Origin of the sequence: Ureibacillus aquaedulcis, from assembly GCF_030418165.1 — a bacterium.
Lineage (GTDB): Bacteria > Bacillota > Bacilli > Bacillales_A > Planococcaceae > Ureibacillus > Ureibacillus aquaedulcis.
Window position 1 is genome coordinate 195,224 of sequence record NZ_JAUHTQ010000002.1, and the last position, 19,458, is coordinate 214,681.

The window sequence follows — 19,458 nt, forward strand, 5'->3', positions numbered from 1 at the left end:
AAAAATTGCTGAAGAAAGACTATTCCTGAATTAAAAGTGCCAGGTTATTTTATATTGAGAAATAACCTTGTGGAATTTTGCATTTTTTGTATAGTGAGAAAGAAAACATATTTTTATTAAGTGCTATTTTAGTTTTTGTTAATAGTTTCGGCTTTTAAAGGCGGTAAAAATTCAGCAGTTATTTCAACTAACTGTATACATAGGTTGAGCAAATTATTTGATAAATATGAAAATGCATGCCTGATAGAATAGGTGCTAGAATAGATTTACATAACGAAAAACAAGGATAATATTAATCAAAAGTTTAGGGGTAAACAATCGTTTTTACATATTAACCGGAATCTGAAAGGGTGTTGGAATGATTTTTATACTGCTGCTATTATTAGTTTTTTTATGGGGATATAATTTCTACCTAATTTCAAAAAAAGAGATAAGTTCAATGTTAAAAGCAATCGCCATTATCATGAATGTGGTTAGCCTTTTTGCTGCCATTCCACTAGTTTTCATAGCTTCGATACTGGGCGTAAACGGCGATGGTGAAATTAATTTTGTAATACCGCTTATAATGGGCAGTTTATTGATCCTGCCACAGTTTATTTTCACTTTCATTATTTTGAAGAAGAAATCTCTTAATGACCGTGAAAAACTGAAAAAAAACGTTGGTATGGAAGGAAGTAAAGAAAACGAAGAACCTAATGATCTTAAACGCTTCCGAATAACGATTCTAATTTCGCTGATTGTAGTATTGATAAGTGCTATTGTAAGGATTATCGAAAGATACCATGCAGTACATATGAGTAGAACTACTGATGTAATGATTTTGTGCTTACTAGCAGCTGTGGAAATAGTTATTTTCACTGTTCTCTTAAAACTCTACGATCCCAAGAAGCTCAAAGTCGCTACATTATTCACTACGATAATAGCTTTGTTGGTATCTTGTGCAATTCAAATACTACCAACAGATGAGATTGATAGACTAAATCAGAAATGGAATCAGGACGAAGCACAGGTTTATATCGACAAAGCAACAAGCATCTTAAATAGTTATTCGGCTGATAGATTGAAGGTAGTAACTGCCGCTGTTAAACCAACTTATGATGATTCAAGTAAAAATGAATTATTGGATGTAAGATTGCAATACCAGTGTATGACATGTGCGGATTCGGAAAGCATTTCTACTTTTGCAGTTCAGTTTAATATCGATTCTCAACAATTCACCAGTGTTACAGAGGACTCACACTACCAAACATTAGAGAGAAACAAACCTTTCTTAAATGATACCGAAAAAGAGTTATCTATGACTCCGTACTATGATGAATATAATAGAAGTATAAACTTCGAAGCTACAATTAAAGAATATAACATCAAGGACTATGAGGGAATTGCTCAAGGTATCGTAGAAATGATTGAAATGGGTTATGATCGGACGCACAACAATTATTACGAATACAATAGCGGTGATTTTAATCGTATGAAATGGTCCAATGAATTTCCTGACAAAGTACTAACCCTAAAAGAACTTGCTGCAAAAGGGCAAGTCGAACAAATCATCGAACCGCTAATAAGCAACAAAAATCTCGGTGGTACACTTTTTTCGAATGCTGCGATAATTGATAACGAAATATACCCATTTGGAAAAGATTTTACTATTGCTAGTATTGAAATAAAGGACGATATAGTTCGACTAAAAGGGAAAGCATTTACACTGACCGATAACAGACAGTTATTTAGATTACAAAAAAGCAACCAAGAATATCTTGGTGTACTGACATCAAATAATGCTTTACGGTTTAATAAGGCGAAAATTCAAATCCTGGAATCCCAGCCTGGCTATGAATTCAAGGTTGGCGATATTGTTATTGTCGATAACTTTAATGGTTCTATTTATAAAGAAAACAGACAATAAGAAAAAAAACAACTCCAATAAATTAATTATTTTATACAATTAATATCCAACTTAAGAGTTTAAAAAACCAGATTGACTGCCAAGTTTTCCGCAATCAATCTGGTTTTTTTAAAATTCTTTTATCCTAAATCTGCTTATTTACTAAAGACCTGCCACCAGCAATGCCTGGATGCGTCATTTCATAAGGATCAAGTATCTTATCTAATTGTTCTGCAGTTAAAGCGCCTGATTTGATACAAAGCTCACGTACTGATGCCCCTGTTGCTATCGCCTCTTTTGCAATTTGTGCAGCAAGTTCATAGCCGATATGAGGGTTTACTGCAGTGATGATTCCTACACTTTGTTCTACATATTCTCTTAAATGTTCCTCATTTGCTTTAATTCCCTCTACGCATTTCTCCGTAAATACAGCGAAAACATTATTCATGATCGAGATTGATTGAATTAAATTGTAGAATAGCACTGGCTCCATTACATTTAACTCAAATTGGCCGGCCTCGGATGCCTGTGAAATCGTTAAATCATTCCCCATCACTTGGAAAGCGACCTGGTTTACTACTTCCGCCATTACCGGATTAACTTTGCCGGGCATGATTGAGGAACCCGGTTGACGAGCTGGTAGGATGATTTCGAATAATCCATCACGGGGTCCGGAAGCCATTAAGCGTAAATCATTGGCTATTTTAGACATATTGATCATGCAAACTTTCAACATTGCCGATACTTCCGTATAACAATCCGTATTTTGGGTTGCATCTACTAAATGTTCTGCCCTGCTCAATGGTAAACCACTTAATTCACTAAGATTGCATACTACAGCATCAATATATGAAGGATCTGCATTTAGTCCAGTACCGACTGCCGTTGCGCCCATATTTACTTCAAATAAATGTTGAATTGAAAGTGACATCCGCTCAATGTCACGAGAAATAACTCTGGCGTATGCCTCAAATTCCTGCCCCAACAAAATAGGGACTGCATCTTGAAGGTGTGTTCGACCCATTTTTATAACACCAGCAAATTCTTTCGCTTTGGAAACAAAGGCATTCTGCATTGTTTTGGTAGAGTTCAGCAATTGGTTCATTAAGCTTAGAACTGCAATATGAGTAGCCGTTGGGAAAGCATCATTTGTAGATTGCGACATATTGATATGGCTATTTGGGCTAATCACTTTATAATTCCCTTTTTCTTCTCCCATCAGTTCAAGCGCACGATTTGCAATTACTTCGTTAGCATTCATATTAATAGAAGTCCCCGCGCCGCCTTGTATCGGATCGACAATAAATTGGTCATTCCATTTTCCAATAATCACTTCATCACATGCCTGAAGAATGAATTGGCCAATTTCTTTCGTTAACATACCCACTTCCATATTTGCTAGTGCCGCAGCTTTTTTCACGATTCCTAAAGATTTAATAAGTTCTGGATGAATTCGGTATCCAGTGATTGGAAAATTTTCAACCGCCCTTATCGTTTGAACACCATAGTAAGCACTTTTTGGTATTTCCTTTTCTCCTAGAAAATCTTTTTCAATGCGAAATTCTGTATTCCCCATAATATTTATCCCCAATTCCATAATGTAATTAAAAAAAGATAGGTTGCATGCATAGTGATTGAACGAATAATCTATCTCTAGATTAGCACAAACTCATCTCATTTTGAGATTAAATTTTAAAATTAATTAATTCACGAAATTATTATAAATTTCAGTTTATAATCATTTGTTAGTCGCAAAAAGCTGATTACAAAATTAAAAGGAAAAGAGAATAAGCAAATAACGCTTGATCTCTTTTCCTTTTTGTAAAGTAGAATGAACCCTTTTCTGAATTTAATTCTAATTCCGTACTTCATTTCCATCATATAATTTTTGATGAAGTATCTTTAGACTTTGATTAATCAACTCTCCTAAATGAAACTTCTCGTTTTTAAATCCATTTATGAAATATAACGACTTTAGGAAGTTCGTGATGTTAAATTTAATACGAAAATACCTATTGGAGAATCCTTCATTTGCATAAATGTACTCTAGGTCACTTAAAACACCTTCAGCCCAATGCCCCAGTTTCTTTTGGTCGAACTCTTTTTCTATCAGGGCTTCTATTACAAAAACTAAACGTTCATCTTCTTCATCGATGTAAGTGGCATCCTTAAATAAACAATTATGAATGGTATTTAATATCTTATCAGAATGCCCATTTTCAAATTTCGGGTGTCTAACTAGAGCGACTAACAAGTCAGCACCATGGGCTACACTATGAGCCCAACCCTTTACTTCGACCAAACCTCTTGTATCCTGTTCACTTTTTAAATAGGAAATACTTCGACAAACTGCATAGTTAAAACATTCTTCCGATAAGAATCCTAATTGATTATCCTTATGCAATATTGCAGCAACAATTAAGGAGGAAAATGATCTCGTAAATACTGAGTCTGTATTTTTTTCACCAATATTATAAAACAAATGCTTTTCATCCAAAACAGTATCAAAGATATATTGGTATTGTTCAATATTCAACAGCTCTTCATCAATAAGCCTCACAAATGTCGGGAAGATAAGATTATCCCTTAATTGCGAATCTATCGAACCAATATTATCTAGCATCTGATCAACCAGCTTTACTAGGTCGTCCTGGTTTATCAGTTCGGAATCTTTATTTTCTAATTCAATTAGCTGTGATTTTAATAGGAATGTTTCTTCGCTCATCTAATGCTCCACCATACTACTTCATTAGAGCGGCATTTAACTTCACCATAAATAACCAATTTTATGGAGTGCCATTACAATATGGTCGGTCAACGAAAAAAGGACGCTTTTCTAAGAGAAAGGCGCCAAAGTTTTTAGTTTGCTTAGTTAATTTGTAATGATTTCCCATTAATATAGGTTAAACTCTATTAAAATATTGAATAGAGCCACCTCCATTTAGAAATACTCCGGAAAAGGTGAATAAATTTCTAATCAATGTCAATTTCCATCTCCAGCAACGCAAAACTTAAACTTTTACCATGAGTGTCTATGCTCAAAGAGGTAGTGACTCCCCCAAGCAACGCTTGATGACATGTAAACTGAAGTGCAGCAATATTTGGAACTTCATAGCGAATTATGTGACCTTCCACTATCTCTTTCAAATGTTCTTTTACCTTCTCAGCAGTTACTTGTTCGCATAATAGATTGTAATCCTGTTCATCATACGGAATGAGAGATAAAATAAGTGTGTTTCCTTTATCTCCAGCACGACTATGGGCTAGATCATATAACTTTTTTTTCATCTGGTACACTCTCCCGTAAAATAATAGCGGAATTGATTTTCCTTCGCGGTATTAATATTGAAACAATTCCAACTACCTCATTTGTATATTTACGGACTCCCCCTCCACCTGCTGGACCGTTTGTATACAAAGCTTCCACCTCTTCTCCAACTCTTACTGCTTTTGTGGGTGTATCTGCTTTTCCAGCTACTCGAAGTCGGATTTCATAGGGCTCTTCGGATACACCAAAATTTGTTCTATGAACGGATGTACTACCAATATAATCAATTCGTAAATCCTTGAATTCGCCTTTTAACCTCTCTTGCAAAACATCTCCTGCAAGCATTGCTCTCCCTAACGCATTGCTACCAGCGTAAGAAATTTCCCCTTCCCCCTGAAATCCTGCACGGTAGCCTACGCTTACTTTATAGGCAATCGGTTTAGACTTTCCTTTACAGCCAAATACGGCAATATTGTTTGGGGCATTTTCTTTAAGCCCCACTGTTGTGAAATCAGCAACAACATCAGGAGTAATGTATTCATGTGGATTGATAACTTCATACAAAAGCTGTTCTTTGACAGTTGATAGAGAAATCAATCCTCCGCTACCTTCTAACTTACTGATTACAGCAGAACCGTCCGAATTTACGTCTGCAAAAGGAAAACCTAAATGAGCAAAGTCTGGAACATCCTTTTTCCCTGGATCGGCAAAATACCCTCCACAAACTTGTGCTCCACATTCCAACAAATGCCCTATTACTGTTCCTTGTGCTATACGATCCACATCATCAAATGACCATCCAAAATGATGAACCATCGGAGCAACAAATAAGGACGGGTCAGCAACACGACCGGTAATAATGATATCAGCACCTGATTCTAATGCAGGCAAAATTGCTTCTGCCCCTAAGTAGGCATTGGCTGAAATTAATTGACCATATGACGATAAAGGCAGATTACCTTCTAAGCTTCTTTCTTCCGCATGAATGTGTGCCATTACATCATCCCCGATTACCGCAGCTACTTTTATGGAAATTCCTAGGGCATTAGCCATCTCAACCACTTTTTCAGCAGCTCTAACCGGATTTGCGGCTCCCATGTTTGAAATAAGTCTTACCTTATTTTTACTAATAATCGGTAAAAGTGGTTCTATTCGCTTTTCTAATAAACAATCATAACCCAATTCGGGATTATTCAACTTTTGTTTTTGAGCCAATGCTATTGTACGTTCCGCAAGACATTCCAACACCAGATAATCTAGATTCCCATTTTCCGCTAGAAGCACTGCCGCTTCTAAGCGGTCACCCGAAAAGCCTGCTCCCGAACCGATTCTAATCATTCTCAACACCTCAAATTGTTATAGATATAGCTCCTGTCATTAATGCCATAATTGTCATTACTATCGTGGTTCCAAATGCCCATTTGAAAATAAATTTTTGGTGTTCGCCTAAATTTACCCCTGTCATCCCAACAAGGATAAATGTTGAAGCTGTAAGTGGACTTAATGGAAATCCGGTTGTCATTTGACCCAGGATTGCAGCTCGCCCAATTTCTATTGGGTCTATTCCAAAATTGACAGCAGTTTCAGCAAGAATTGGAAGAACCCCAAAGTAATAGGCGTCTGGTGTAAATACAAAGCTAAGTGGCATACTTGTAACCGCTACCAATAATGGCAATAAACCTGAGATTTGATCAGGGATTATGGAAACCAGAGAAATTGCCATTTCGTCGATCATCTTAGTTCCTGTTAAAATTCCTGTAAAAATACCTGCAGCAAAAATCATGGAGGACACTAATACAACATTACTTCCATGGTTAGTCAATATCTTTTGCTGTTCCCCAAAGTTTGGATAGTTAACAAGCAAGGCAATAACAAAGGCAACAATAAATAAGACCGGCATCGGTAGCCAAGCCATAACTAATGCTACAAGAAGTAGAATTGTCAATAACGAGTTAAACCAAAAAAGGTTTGGTCTTTTTCCTTCAACAGTAGAAGAAGTCTCCATTAAAACCTCTTTATTAATTACTAAATCTATAATGCCGAGTCTTTCGCGCTCTTTTTTTCCAAGCCAATAAGATGAAAGAAATACCCATACAATCCCAACAAACATAGCTGGCAAAACGGGATTAAAGAGTTGAGTCGCATCAGCTTCTAGTATACTCATTGCTCTAGCTGTAGGGCCACCCCAAGGTGCAATATTCATGACACCTGCTCCTAATGCAACAACACCAGACAATACAAGAGGATTCATACCTAGGCGTTTATAGATTGGCAGAAATGCTGAAATCGTAATCATGAACGTTGATGCACCATCACCATCCAATGCTACTATCATTGTGACAATTGCTGTTCCAATTACAATCTTAAGCGGATCTCCTTTAACGATCCGAATAATTCGTGAAATGATTGGATCAAATAATCCTGCATCCATCATTAACCCAAAATATAAGACAGCAAAACCAACCATAATCCCTGTTGGTGCAACCTTTTGAATTCCCTCTAACATCATGGGACCGAGTTCGGCACCAAATCCACTGAAAAGCCCAAAAACCAATGGAACAAGAACGAGAGCGACAATTACTGAAAGTCGCTTTGTCATAATTAATATTAGAAAAGTTGCTATTGTTAAGAATCCTAATAAAGCTACCATCCAATCCCCCCAGATTTACAATATTTCTCTTCTCTTTGCTTAAAGCACCCTCCTTTTCTTACTTCACTTTTTATTAAGCAAAATTCATGCCAACTTTTTAAATTCAAACAGAAAAGAGAATAATTTATCCTTATTAAAGGGAAAATAGTCAGTATTATAACCATCTCAATAGAATTAAAAAAATTAGATGGTAGCAATTTATTCAACAGTTTACAAATACCCTGGTTCTAAATTGTTAGAATTTTATAGCTCCTATTATCAATAAAATGGCTGTTATAACAACACCCCCCTATATTTCTAATTTGCTAGAATTATAAGGGAATTTTTCTTAACATTTAGAAATCTAAATTGTATCGATTTATTTTGTTATACAAAGTTGCTAATGAGATACCTAAAGCATTGGCAGCCCTTTTTTTCTCTTCAAGATCATTCCCGAATTTTTTTAACGTTTCTAAAATAAACCTCTTTTCAGCATCTTGAACTGCTTCCTGCAAGGAATTATAAGAACTGGTAGTTTCATTGAATTCACTAATGTCTATTCGATTCTTAGTAATAGTCTCTGGTAAGTGTTCAATTTTGATTTCAGTTCCTTCCATCATACAAGTAGCATAATCAATCATGTTTCTTAATTCCCGTACATTCCCTGGCCACTCATATGTCTGCAGAAATCTTAAGGTGTGTCGGCTGATAGTATAATTAATGGATTCCAGATCCAAAGACAAATTTATGATTGATGATTGTAGAAAGGCATCAACAAGTTCTGGAATGTCGTCTTTTCTGTCACGTAAGGGAGGTATATGTAGACTAATCACATTTAATCGATAAAATAGGTCCTCTCTAAAATGGTTCTTTTTTACAAGTTGTTGTAAATCACGGTGGGTTGCTGCGATGATTCTTACGTTTATGTCCCGTTCCCTTGTTTCTCCCACTCTACGAATCTTTTTTTCTTGTAACACTCTTAATAACTTAGCCTGAAGTTCAAAGGACATATCCCCGATTTCATCTAAAAATATAGTTCCATTATTAGCTATTTCAAACAGACCAATTTTCCCACCCTTTTTTGCATTGGTAAAAGCACCTTCTCCGTAGCCAAATAACTCACTTTCTAAAAGAGCGGCGGGAATAGCCGCACAATTAACAGGAACAAACGGATTATTCTTTCTTTTGCTGTCGTTATGCATTGCCTGAGCAAACAATTCTTTTCCTGTCCCGCTTTCACCTGTAATAAGAATAGGTAAGTCGGTGTCAGCAACCTTTTCTGCAACATTAACAGCATCTTTAAGTCCCATATTCTTACCGATGATTTGCTTGAAAGTATAGTTTGCTTGATATAAGGAACTCATTTTTTTCTGAAGCTGCTCCAATTTCTCTCCTTTTAACTTCAATTCTTGGGTTAGCTTATGGACTTCATCTAGGCTTTTACATACAGATACTGCTCCTATCACTTTGTCATCCAGAATAATCGGAGCCATATCCACGATATATTCCCGATTCCCAGTTTTCCGGTAAACTCCTACCCTAGTTTTTCGATCGACCAATATTTCAGTTAATTGGGCACCAGGTCGAGATTCTTTTAATGGCTTTCCAATAATACTGGGAGTTGCACCTGTTATCCTCAAATACTCTGGGTTAACTAGTTGAACAATTCCTTCAAGATCAATTACAAGAACCCCATCATTTATAGAATGAACAATTGCCTTCCACCAATCAGTTTGTTTTTCGGGAGAAGAGTGATTTATATCAAGACTTGAATATTTCTCCATAATTACCCATCATCCTTTCTTAGGTTTTGTTCCATCTCTCCGTACTACTTACTCTTATTATAGCCTTACAAAAAAAACCTTCCAGAGTTGGAAGGCTTTTGTGTAAGATTCATAATTCGTATCAAAATCGCAAACTTAGAATAAGGTTCTAAAAACGCATAAAATCTCTTCATTATATTTTCGTTAGCATAATACCAACCAGTGCTGATATAACTCCGACAATTTGGTAGAATTTAAGTCTCTCTTTATAAATCCAACAACTGCTGAGAACGACAACCAAACAACTTAAACTAACAATCGGGAATACAATACTTGCAACACCTGTATCAAGCGCAAAAAAGTAGCTGCTATAACCGATAACACTAAATCCTCCGATAATGGCACCGTATTTCAATTCCGCACGCTGCCATTTCTCTTTCAGAATAAAGCTATTAATCAATAGATAAGCAGCACCGCCACCATACATGCAAACAAGTGTATTAATTGAATCAATATGTAAATGTGAGGATGTCTTCATTAGTACACCGAGTACCCCAAACGATAAAACCGATAATAGAACCCGGAACATCCATGGCTTATAGTCCATTATAACACCACTGCCTGGTACATATTGGATGACAGCTGCAGAAGCAAGCATAACGATAATGCCAACCCATTGAATCAGTGAAATGCTCTCATGAAAAATAAGTGCCGCACTTAGTATCGGTATAACCGTATTCGTGCTGATAAGCGGCGACGTTATACTCGCCGGTCCTCTTTCAAAAGCTTTTGACATTTGAATATTACCATTTGCATTCAATATTCCTATGATTCCACCTAGTAAAATCGTTAATCCATTAAAGGTTGCAAAACCAGAAACCATTCCATAGCAGCACATCAATAAAAAGGCGATAAGGTAGAAATAAAACTGCATATGCACCTTAGATAACCCTTTTCCTGAAGTGATTTTAAAAATCATATTATTAATCCCAAAGCAAAACATAGTCATTACTGCTGCAATAATCCACACTTAAAACCCTTCTCTCCCATTGATAGAGTTATTTTAATATAGATTTCAATAATTTTAAATATTTTTTTAATTAATCTGGGCGAGTTTTATGATGTCTGTAGCTTACAGTAAGCTTGAAATTCTATACAAGTTTACTATCTTTGTAATTTAACAAATACGATTTACTTAGATGCCTAAGCGAACAATTAGAAAGCTTGCTTTCACATAGAAATTATAGATTTTAAACTCTTTCTGTCTTCCCCTTTTGATTAAACAGGATTAGAATTGCGTAGCTAGACGATTATTAACTTTTTCTACCATCTCATTTTTTTCATTATTCATGGCGTCATAATATTCTACTTTGTTATTAGCAGCTGTCCGAAAATCCATTAAAATAAAATGTGTTGCCCAAAGCGCCTGATGTAAATCCGCCCTATCTTCATCAGATAGCGATTGGTCGTAGACATAACCGGACAAATAATCCTGTGTATCAGTCATCTGATTTCTCCAATCCTGATGTACCACATCCCCACTGAACATCAAATCCGAAGTATAGTGCAACTGATCGGAAAGCTTGATTAAATAACCTTCATCCTCAGCGGATAAGGGTTGGCTAAAGTTCCAAGCAAGAAGCTCTTCGACTATATCATTCAATAAATAGTTTGCGTTTAAATAGTGCCTGCTGATTTTTCCTTCCATTTGCTGAGCATGTTCTTTAGCCGTGATAACATACCAAATAACTCCACATAAAATTACAGCAATTAAGATTCCAGCAATTTTTTTCATCTTAATCACCCCCACCATTTCATATTTTTTTGTCTAACGGTGTTTAAATTTTTTAAAAGTAAAATATTACTTCCACTATATCTATAATTCACTTTTTCTTTACTTCAACATAAACATCATTATTTATGCAAAGCGTACTCATTTTTGAGAAAACGCCCCACCTTTCAAGATTAGTACTCTCTTAAATTACTTACCGACAAAATAGACAATAAGAATTAATGTATTTATTATTAAAGCCGACAAAGGAACCGTAGCAAAAACTGCTGAAATTATTAATTCACTTTTGGCTTTTTTTGAATTAGCCTTACCAAGGCTAAACAAGGAAAAAATTATAATAAAATATACAGTTAATATACTGACTAACAATATATTACGATTCATTTCACCAGTGATTCTTGCAACATCTTCTACGAAAAATACTGCTACTAAACCTAATAGCCCAAAAATAAAGGAAAGTAGAAACCATTTCACGAATTTGTCTATATTAAAGCACCTCCTTGTAAGCCATATAATTGCAACCTCAACACCCATAGAGACTACTATTGTTATATAATACTTCTTCTTTAGTTAAAGACTTTTCATTTTACAATTTTACCCAATTTCATCAAACTCAAGGGTAAACTAAAAGTAGCAAATTATTAGAAAGGTAACGTTATCTAATGTTGAATAGTAATGAATTTGAAAACAATAACCTATTTTAACAGTGGAGCCTCCCTATTCCTTAAATTATCTAGTTTTTATTCAAGACATTTATTTAAACAATAGGGATGGATCGAATCATTTCCCGTCTTTGGATAGTTCAAAGTGGTGCTTATTGCAGCAAGGTGAATTCGAATTGAAATTAAAGGAAATAATATGGGGCGAAGCTATTTTTTAAAATGTGCAGCAATCATATTATGATCACAATGGCGTACTGGTGTCTGATGCACCGTTATATAAACAGCTATTTGAAAATAATGATGAGGGAGAATATGGTTTTTCGGAAAGCGTTAAACTTTTCATGTCTTGGTGGGGTAAAGGATACTACGGGAAAATAGCTATCGAAATGTTGTTCCAAACTGAAGCTAGAGAGATTTATGAAGGGTTACCCATGAAAATTAAAGGAAAAAACTATAGTATACCCTACCCAACAATCAAATCAACATTTATCTATTGTTTGATAAACAAACAGTAGTTGCTGCAACTATTGCTCCATATCATTATGTTTTGCCAATTGAAGACCTTTTCCTAAATCGGAAAAATATTATGCCAAATATGCTAAGTAACTTAATATAACAGGAAAATAGCATCTTAGTTTCATTTAACTCTATAGCCCTTCACAAACGCACTCCTTATTAAAGAAGTACCTTAGTTACTTGCGGATTTATATACAATAAATTGCTTTTTTCAAGAATTAATAATATAGGCACAACCTAATACTCCGAACGAAGATTAAAATAGCAAATAATACCTAAACTCCTATGAAGGATTACTTTTTCCTGCCGATGTATAACAGATGGCTTGAGATGCCAAGGATATAAGGATCTGTTGCCTTTTCGATTATTAGTTCAATAAGCTGATTTTCTTGACCATTCTCATTCCAATAATCCCAACTATCTTTAGTTAAGATTGTTCCTACATTCGAACCTAATAGTTGTAGACATTCAAAACCTTGCGATTCCATGAAAGGCTTGATGTCATCAATTTCAAAATAGTAAGCTCCAGTAAAACGACCTTTATCCGTATGATTGAAACAACCACTTTCCGAAAATGAGTTTATTGCTTCCAGACTATTATTTGGCTTCCAATTCTCCGGAGATAAAAGTGAGGTCAAGATATGCCTAATCCTTGGCATAAACGCAACAAATACTAATCCTCCCTTTTTTGTAACCCTATTTAATTCATCAGCTGCCTTTATTCGGCCGATTTCATCTTGTAAATGATACATCGGACCAAGCATGAGTGATGCATCAAACTGTTCATCATCGAACATTTTCAGCTCCCTTGCATCGGCAACCAAGAAATCATTAAATTGTTTACTTAAATTTAGATCGCATGCTTTAATTTTTGCTATCTCTACTAACCTTGGCGTCAAATCAGCCAAGGTGACATTGTACCCTTCCTTTGCTAACTCCATCGAGTATTTTCCTGGACCTGCCCCATTATCTAAAATTTTTCCCGTTTTGGGTAAATATTTTTTTATATAATGCCAATTCACTTTAAATTCAATAGGTTCTCTCTCGAGTCTTCCCCATTCATCGAACTGATTATAATAGTTGATTATTTCACTCATAATATACTCCCTTTGAAACTATATTCATATAACAACGACACCTTTTTATGTTAAAAAACTTTTTTAAAGGAATACCCATTACATAATCAAAGTCGTCTTTAACTCTTCGTTTCGTACTTCCAAAAAATAATTTTGAATGACACACTCTCTCCCGCCATGTTTTTCATACCAATCATTCACTCTGTTAACATGAGCCTTGTCATTTCGAATTTTGCCTTCAATCTCTCTGTATTTCTGCAAACTGTCATATTCCCAAATGGCGAATATCTCGGTAGCATCTTCATTCTTTGGGATCATCCATCTTCCTATTAATCGTGCTCCATGTTTTAATTGATTGGGTAAATTAGTGTCATTAAAATGACGATTGAAAACTTCAACAAATCATTTTTTACTATGTAGAACTTCCTTCTATAAAACAAGATACTCACTCCACATCTTTTAAAAGGATACTAACTAATAAATTCAACAACCTACTTTTAATTTCCTTTTTTTTCAAATGTGGTGATTCATTGAATCCGCACATTTGAAAAGGAGATAATTTTAAAATTAAAGTCCCACTATTTATAACCTTAAGAAATGAAAAAAAGCGTTTTCCTTGTTTTCAGGAAAGCGCTAGTTTTTTGAATGACAAACTATTTATTTAATTCATTTTTTAATGCATCAATAGCATCCATTACTTCTTTAATATTTTTTGCATTATTCATCTCGTGTCTTGCATGAAGTAGAGCAGGTCTAACAGACTCAACCGAGCGACCGAACTCATACATCCATTCATATCTTGGAACCATCCAAGTATGGAAATGATGTGTAGTATCTTCATTATAAAAGTAATAAACGGATTCAATTCCTAATGTATCTCTTTGTGCCTTTCTGATTTTTGTCAGCACTTTAATATAATCCAACTTTTCTTCCTCTGTTAATTCATCAAGACATTTAATATGACGCTTGGAAGCTAATATTATTAGACCCTTGATTGGATAAGCCACATCTTGATGAGCATGGAAATATTCCGTTTCTAGTACAACCCCGCCATCAGGTTCAATCAAGCCGCCTGTTAATGCACAACTCAGACACTGAACTTCAACTATTTTTCCGTTTGATAAAGTTATCCTTCTCATAAACCTGCCTCCACTTCTTGTTCTTCTTTACCAGATGCATATCTATTTATATTTCTTGCCCGAACAAATTGAATTAGATTGTGATTCTTCTCAACTATTTTCTTGTGAGTAATAGACCATTTTCGATTTATCCAAGACAATCAAATTCATAACCAATCCCAAGACCAAGAAAGCAAAAGTACCTATTATATATATGGAGCGTATCCCGTATAATTCAGCGAAAACAGCCACAACCGCCGTCAACATAATGATTAGCACTGCCTCCAGCAAACCAAATACACTCGAAAATCTACCCATGATTTCAATAGGTACATTATTTTGATAAAAGGTTAAAAAGCCGGTATTTGCGAAAGACAAAGCAAATGTTAATGTGAAAAATCCTATAGCTGCCCAAACAAAGTTCTGTGAGAAGGCAAAAATTAAATAGCCAAACGGAATAAAAACCAACCCAAAACCGATAAGCATATTCGTCCTCAGATGATTAGCGAATAACGCATTTGTTAACGATCCTATAATAATCCCGATTCCAGCTATACTTACAAGGAATCCATAGGAACTTTCGGTTAATGAAAGAATATTTGTGGCAAATGCTGCTTCCAATGAATCTAGTGCAGTCATAAAGACTGTAATTCCACTAAATAGTACATAAACCGAAGCAATATGCCTTTTCGATTTACTAAACTTAAGAATCTGTTTCCAATCATACCTGATAACGCTAAGGCTGACTTTATCGGAAGTAACGATTCCCTTTTCACCTTCCAATTTGGGGAGGAAAAAAAGAGTGATCGCCGATAGACATAATGCTAGAGCATTTAATTGAATGGCTAGATGTGGGGAATCAATCATTAACAGAAAACCTGCAATGGAAGGGCCCAATATAAAACCACTTGAATTAATGAAATTTCTAAGTGCATTAAATCTATGGCGATTTGCCATAGGGACAAGCTTCGTCATATAAGCCATGGATGTAGGCTCAAAAATCGAACCCGCCATATTGATCATAAATACCCATAGATAAATAAAAACCAGCGAATCCATGGACGGAAGCATAAAAATTAATAATGCTCTGACCAGGTCCAGAGACATCATCAGATTCCTTTTATTTAACCTGTCGATAAAGCTACCCGACCAAAAATTAGTACATAAAGTTGCTACTGGTATAAGGATATACAAAACTGAAACGGCTAAGGGCGACTTTGTCATATCCAAGACGATGAGGTTCAGTGCAATCAAATAAATCCAGGCACCTAGATTTGAAACACCAATACCCAGCAATAGCAATACTGGATTTTTCCACATTTTAAGATTCAACATCTCATTCACTCCTAAATTCGAATTGTAAAAAACAAAAAGGAATCCCACCCCCATGTCATTCGACTTGAGGACGAGACTCCCTGAATTTAGAAGTTCGCGGTGCCACCCCAGTTTGTTCTTGCGTCGCCGCAACAACCTTTTCGAGTACATCTACATAAATATTTAGGAAATACTCTATCTCTGTAACGGGAGTACCCGACACATCATCAATCTCACGAAGATAATATCCTATGTGCAGCTCCGAGGCTTGATTCCATGTGATTTTGCATCCTCCATCTCAGCTACCGGAGTTCTCTGTTATGCTTAAACACATTTACTCTTCTCTTCATCGCTTTTAATTTAGAAATATTTTACTACAATTCAATAACTTTCTAAATAGAATCGGTTAACTTTTTTCGGATTCAGGCTTAAAAATCTAAATAAAAAATAGCCACTAATTAAGCTTTACGGATTAGCTGCGCTTGATTCTATCAATTCATTTACTTCTTTGCTCATTTCTTTATATTGGGTCCAATGTAGATAATGATGGCCCTCTAGGGGAACGATTTTACTGGCAGTGGAATTTGTTAACTGTGTTTCATAAAAAGTCACATTGTTTTTTCCGCTTATGGTTTCTTTATCTTCTTTCGTAGTGAAGATTAAAACTGGCATTTTAGATGGGAAATTCATAAGAACAGTTTTTTCTATATTATTCTTTATTTCATTGGCCTCATTTACTACATTCTTGTTGTAACCCTTCCAGGCTGAGATTGCCTTCGTTATTTTTAGATTCTCGTATGAATATATCCCGTCCGCAGTAATTGGTAAATAACCCTCGGGATTTAAGTATATCGCTAACCTAGCTAATCCAGTCGGTGCGGCATAGCTAAAATATTTTGGCATCGAAGGAGCAGTTTCCCCAAAGTATCCCAACGCTTGAGGTAATGTTGGGTCGATCCCTACAATTGCCTTAACTTCTTCTGGATATTTATTGGCAAAATACATACTATAGATACCCGAAATGGAATGAGGCATTAAAATATAGGGGCCAGCTATGTTGGCTTTTTTAAGAGCTGTTCTGGTTTCTTCCACTATATTCTCAACTGTCCGATCCTTGTCCGTTATATCGCTCCATCCATAACCAAAGGATTCTACCACTACAACCTTATTTTCCTTAGCCAGTTCATTTATCAAAGGTTCAAAATCCAGTGCGGGTGCTGTTGTTCCTAGACCACTTTGCAAAACGATCGTATTCTCTCCATTCCCCTTTGTATAAAGGTGCATCTCTTTACCTTCCACCTCAATTAATTCCCCACTTGCACGGTATTTTTTCTGTTCATACCCAGTCATGAAGTTGCTCGAAATCATCCAAAACGAAAATATGGCTATTATGGCAATAAAACTATTCCTAACAACAATCCAAAATCTCAATTTCTTTTTAGTTTTCATTTTTTCACTACTTCCCTAAGTTTGTAATTTCGAGTGCTAGGCACACACAAATTGTATAATTCTGGTGCCCTGTATATATAAATACATATTATCGCGGAAAAATTTGGGAAGTAATGAACCTGAGTTTTATTTTTAACTAGGGCTTGAGACTTACAATCAACCCCTTAACTATAGTAAATTGAACAATGATATCCGAAATGATGTAAGAAGAATAAATGAAGTAGGAAATAAAAGATATATAGAAGATTTTTGAATTTTAAAAGTACATACATTACACATAGCCTTGAAACGTAATTGGGAACTGCAAATTTATTATATTTCAAACTACTAAGGAATCCTTAATAATCTGCCCCTAAACAAAAAAAGCGCAATTCCTGCTCCAAGATTACGCCAAAGTTTGAGAATATAAGGAATGTTTAACGAAAAAGGTGATGAAGCAACTGATCTTTATCTTCAAAAAATTGCTTCATTAACGAATAATGCAGGGTTTCCTCAAGTCTTGATTCACGCATACCCTCTTCTGTGAGCTGAATAATTTTAGCGTTTGGGTAAGCCATAATAACTGGTGAATGAGTGGAAATGATAAACTGAGAACCTTCATTAATAAGTTCATTGATTCTCGCCAGCATGGACATTTGTCTTAATGGGGACAATGCTGCTTCCGGTTCATCCAAGATATATAAGCCATTTCCTTGAAAACGCTCAATAAAAGCCGAGAAAAAAGATTCCCCATGAGATTGTTCATGAAGTGACTTTCCTCCGTAAGAATCGATAATTTTACGGCCAGTTCCTGGCTCCTGATCTAATACCTCTATATTCGTTGCGACATTATAGAAAGTTTCAGCTCTAAAGAAAAAATGATCCTTCGCTCTATTAACCCCTTTGACCAAACCGAGATATTCATCCAGATTTGAATGGGAATCATAACTGGAGAAATTAAAGTTTAGCGTTCCTCCCTCCGGGTTAAATCCAAATGCAATTGCAATACCCTCAAGCAATGTTGATTTGCCCATTCCATTTTCACCAATAATATAAGTAATATTAGGGTGAAAGTTTAACTCCTGAAAATTTTGAATAAATGGAAGGTTAAATGGAAAACAATCATTTGAAGAAATATGCTCCCTTTTAAGGTATATAGACTTGATGTACTGGGAGTCCGCATTTAAAATCACCATTATAGTGCATACCTCCTATTTGATAAAGGTATTAATTCTCTTTTTGCGAGTGCTCAAGACCTTTGAGAATTTTGTCTTTTACAAATGTTAGATGTTTGTGCATTTGTATCGCTGCTTCGGTCGGATTACGCTCCCTTAAAGCCTGAAGAATCGATTCGTGGTGAGCAATTGTCAGTTTTGGTTCACGAAATTCGATTAAACTATTTGTCTTTTCATGTGTTAACAGCAAAGATGTAATCATTCCTTCTAGTACGGGATTATTCGCACTATTGGCAATCGTTTTATGAAACTCTATATCATATCTGCCGTAATCTTTATCAATATTTTCCCTGATGCCCTCTATCGTTTCTTCCAGTTTGGCAATTTCCTCATTCGTTATTTTTTCAGCAGCCAACATTACCAGCCCTACTTCGAGGGACATGCGTGCTTCGATGATTGCTACAATATTATCCATGGAAATGGATAGCATTGCCCGAAACGGTGTACTGCCAATTTTTTTATTAATGAATTTTCCACCACCCGGATTACGTGAAATAATATCCATTGATTCCAGAGAGCTTAATGCCTCACGTAAAATAGGTCTGCTCACATCGAATTGTTTCATTAAAGTTATTTCGGAAGGTAACAGATCTCCCGATTTTAATTGTCCAGAATTCACTAACTCTATCAACTTTTCAACAACTTGATGAGATAACGAATAACGTTTTACAGCGTCGAATTTATACTGTGCCATACTACCACCCCTACCCTAGTTAACCATCTCTATGATGACTGCAATTTCATGCATATAAGCCTTATGATGTATTATACA

At 35.6% G+C, this 19,458-nt stretch carries 16 protein-coding genes and 1 pseudogene; 1 reads left to right on the plus strand and 16 read right to left on the minus strand.

What is annotated here, in order from left to right; all coding sequences use genetic code 11:
* Positions 1-358 precede the first annotated feature (358 nt).
* A complete protein-coding gene (locus QYB95_RS03595; RefSeq protein WP_301136738.1) occupies positions 359-1,906 on the plus strand; it encodes a hypothetical protein in 1,548 nt (515 codons plus the stop codon).
* Between the two features lie 124 nt (positions 1,907-2,030).
* Here QYB95_RS03595 and aspA read toward each other — a convergent pair whose 3' ends face one another.
* The 16 genes and pseudogenes from aspA to QYB95_RS03675 all read right to left on the minus strand — a co-directional run bounded on the left by aspA (position 2,031) and on the right by QYB95_RS03675 (position 19,380).
* Entirely contained in the window at positions 2,031-3,461 is a 1,431-nt protein-coding gene (gene aspA, locus QYB95_RS03600; RefSeq protein ID WP_301136739.1) for an aspartate ammonia-lyase, read from the minus strand.
* 279 nt (positions 3,462-3,740) lie between these two features.
* Positions 3,741-4,610 (minus strand): DUF2785 domain-containing protein, encoded by an 870-nt coding sequence (locus QYB95_RS03605; protein ID WP_301136740.1) that lies wholly within the window; start codon positions 4,608-4,610, stop codon positions 3,741-3,743.
* A gap of 248 nt (positions 4,611-4,858) precedes the next feature.
* Positions 4,859-5,173: an AtuA-related protein gene (locus QYB95_RS03610; protein ID WP_301136741.1), complete on the minus strand. Its 315-nt coding sequence runs from the start codon at positions 5,171-5,173 to the stop codon at positions 4,859-4,861.
* On the minus strand, positions 5,154-6,491 hold the full coding sequence (locus QYB95_RS03615) for an acyclic terpene utilization AtuA family protein (protein WP_301136742.1): 1,338 nt from the start codon (positions 6,489-6,491) through the stop codon (positions 5,154-5,156). Before QYB95_RS03615 ends, QYB95_RS03610 begins: the two co-directional genes overlap by 20 nt.
* Before the next feature lie 10 nt (positions 6,492-6,501).
* Positions 6,502-7,803 (minus strand): CitMHS family transporter, encoded by a 1,302-nt coding sequence (locus QYB95_RS03620; protein ID WP_301136743.1) that lies wholly within the window; start codon positions 7,801-7,803, stop codon positions 6,502-6,504.
* Between the two features lie 335 nt (positions 7,804-8,138).
* The gene (locus QYB95_RS03625) at positions 8,139-9,566 is read right to left on the minus strand and encodes a sigma-54 interaction domain-containing protein (protein WP_301136744.1); all 1,428 of its coding nucleotides are present in this window, start codon (positions 9,564-9,566) and stop codon (positions 8,139-8,141) included.
* Between the two features lie 172 nt (positions 9,567-9,738).
* Positions 9,739-10,575, minus strand: coding sequence for a DMT family transporter (locus tag QYB95_RS03630; protein WP_301136746.1), 837 nt, complete (start codon positions 10,573-10,575; stop codon positions 9,739-9,741).
* Positions 10,576-10,833: 258 nt separating this feature from the next.
* Complete coding sequence (locus QYB95_RS03635; protein WP_301136747.1) at positions 10,834-11,340, minus strand: hypothetical protein; 507 nt, start codon at positions 11,338-11,340, stop codon at positions 10,834-10,836.
* 186 nt (positions 11,341-11,526) lie between these two features.
* Positions 11,527-11,871 carry a hypothetical protein gene (locus QYB95_RS03640; protein WP_301136748.1) on the minus strand — a complete coding sequence of 115 codons (345 nt, stop codon included), beginning with the start codon at positions 11,869-11,871 and terminating at the stop codon, positions 11,527-11,529.
* A gap of 937 nt (positions 11,872-12,808) precedes the next feature.
* Positions 12,809-13,612 (minus strand): class I SAM-dependent methyltransferase, encoded by an 804-nt coding sequence (locus QYB95_RS03645; RefSeq protein ID WP_301136750.1) that lies wholly within the window; start codon positions 13,610-13,612, stop codon positions 12,809-12,811.
* A gap of 78 nt (positions 13,613-13,690) precedes the next feature.
* Positions 13,691-14,031: pseudogene (locus tag QYB95_RS03650) on the minus strand (NIPSNAP family protein).
* A 213-nt stretch (positions 14,032-14,244) separates the two neighbouring features.
* Positions 14,245-14,730 carry an HIT family protein gene (locus tag QYB95_RS03655; RefSeq protein ID WP_301136752.1) on the minus strand — a complete coding sequence of 162 codons (486 nt, stop codon included), beginning with the start codon at positions 14,728-14,730 and terminating at the stop codon, positions 14,245-14,247.
* 90 nt (positions 14,731-14,820) lie between these two features.
* Positions 14,821-16,044: an MFS transporter gene (locus QYB95_RS03660; RefSeq protein WP_301136754.1), complete on the minus strand. Its 1,224-nt coding sequence runs from the start codon at positions 16,042-16,044 to the stop codon at positions 14,821-14,823.
* Positions 16,045-16,488: 444 nt separating this feature from the next.
* Positions 16,489-17,472, minus strand: a complete 984-nt coding sequence (locus QYB95_RS03665) for an alpha/beta fold hydrolase (RefSeq protein ID WP_301136757.1) — start codon at positions 17,470-17,472, stop codon at positions 16,489-16,491.
* 416 nt (positions 17,473-17,888) lie between these two features.
* The gene (locus QYB95_RS03670; protein ID WP_301136759.1) at positions 17,889-18,647 is read right to left on the minus strand and encodes an AAA family ATPase; all 759 of its coding nucleotides are present in this window, start codon (positions 18,645-18,647) and stop codon (positions 17,889-17,891) included.
* A gap of 31 nt (positions 18,648-18,678) precedes the next feature.
* On the minus strand, positions 18,679-19,380 hold the full coding sequence (locus tag QYB95_RS03675; RefSeq protein ID WP_301136761.1) for a FadR/GntR family transcriptional regulator: 702 nt from the start codon (positions 19,378-19,380) through the stop codon (positions 18,679-18,681).
* Positions 19,381-19,458: the final 78 nt, after the last annotated feature.

Coding starts and splice junctions, on each gene's coding strand:
- QYB95_RS03595 (WP_301136738.1), top strand. CDS start 359: ATGATTTTTATACTGCTGCTATTATTAGTTTTTTTATGGGGATATAAT.
- aspA (WP_301136739.1), bottom strand. CDS start 3,461: ATGGGGAATACAGAATTTCGCATTGAAAAAGATTTTCTAGGAGAAAAG.
- QYB95_RS03605 (WP_301136740.1), bottom strand. CDS start 4,610: ATGAGCGAAGAAACATTCCTATTAAAATCACAGCTAATTGAATTAGAA.
- QYB95_RS03610 (WP_301136741.1), bottom strand. CDS start 5,173: ATGAAAAAAAAGTTATATGATCTAGCCCATAGTCGTGCTGGAGATAAA.
- QYB95_RS03615 (WP_301136742.1), bottom strand. CDS start 6,491: ATGATTAGAATCGGTTCGGGAGCAGGCTTTTCGGGTGACCGCTTAGAA.
- QYB95_RS03620 (WP_301136743.1), bottom strand. CDS start 7,803: ATGGTAGCTTTATTAGGATTCTTAACAATAGCAACTTTTCTAATATTA.
- QYB95_RS03625 (WP_301136744.1), bottom strand. CDS start 9,566: ATGGAGAAATATTCAAGTCTTGATATAAATCACTCTTCTCCCGAAAAA.
- QYB95_RS03635 (WP_301136747.1), bottom strand. CDS start 11,340: ATGAAAAAAATTGCTGGAATCTTAATTGCTGTAATTTTATGTGGAGTT.
- QYB95_RS03640 (WP_301136748.1), bottom strand. CDS start 11,871: ATGGGTGTTGAGGTTGCAATTATATGGCTTACAAGGAGGTGCTTTAAT.
- QYB95_RS03645 (WP_301136750.1), bottom strand. CDS start 13,612: ATGAGTGAAATAATCAACTATTATAATCAGTTCGATGAATGGGGAAGA.
- QYB95_RS03655 (WP_301136752.1), bottom strand. CDS start 14,730: ATGAGAAGGATAACTTTATCAAACGGAAAAATAGTTGAAGTTCAGTGT.
- QYB95_RS03660 (WP_301136754.1), bottom strand. CDS start 16,044: ATGTTGAATCTTAAAATGTGGAAAAATCCAGTATTGCTATTGCTGGGT.
- QYB95_RS03665 (WP_301136757.1), bottom strand. CDS start 17,472: ATGAAAACTAAAAAGAAATTGAGATTTTGGATTGTTGTTAGGAATAGT.
- QYB95_RS03670 (WP_301136759.1), bottom strand. CDS start 18,647: ATGGTGATTTTAAATGCGGACTCCCAGTACATCAAGTCTATATACCTT.
- QYB95_RS03675 (WP_301136761.1), bottom strand. CDS start 19,380: ATGGCACAGTATAAATTCGACGCTGTAAAACGTTATTCGTTATCTCAT.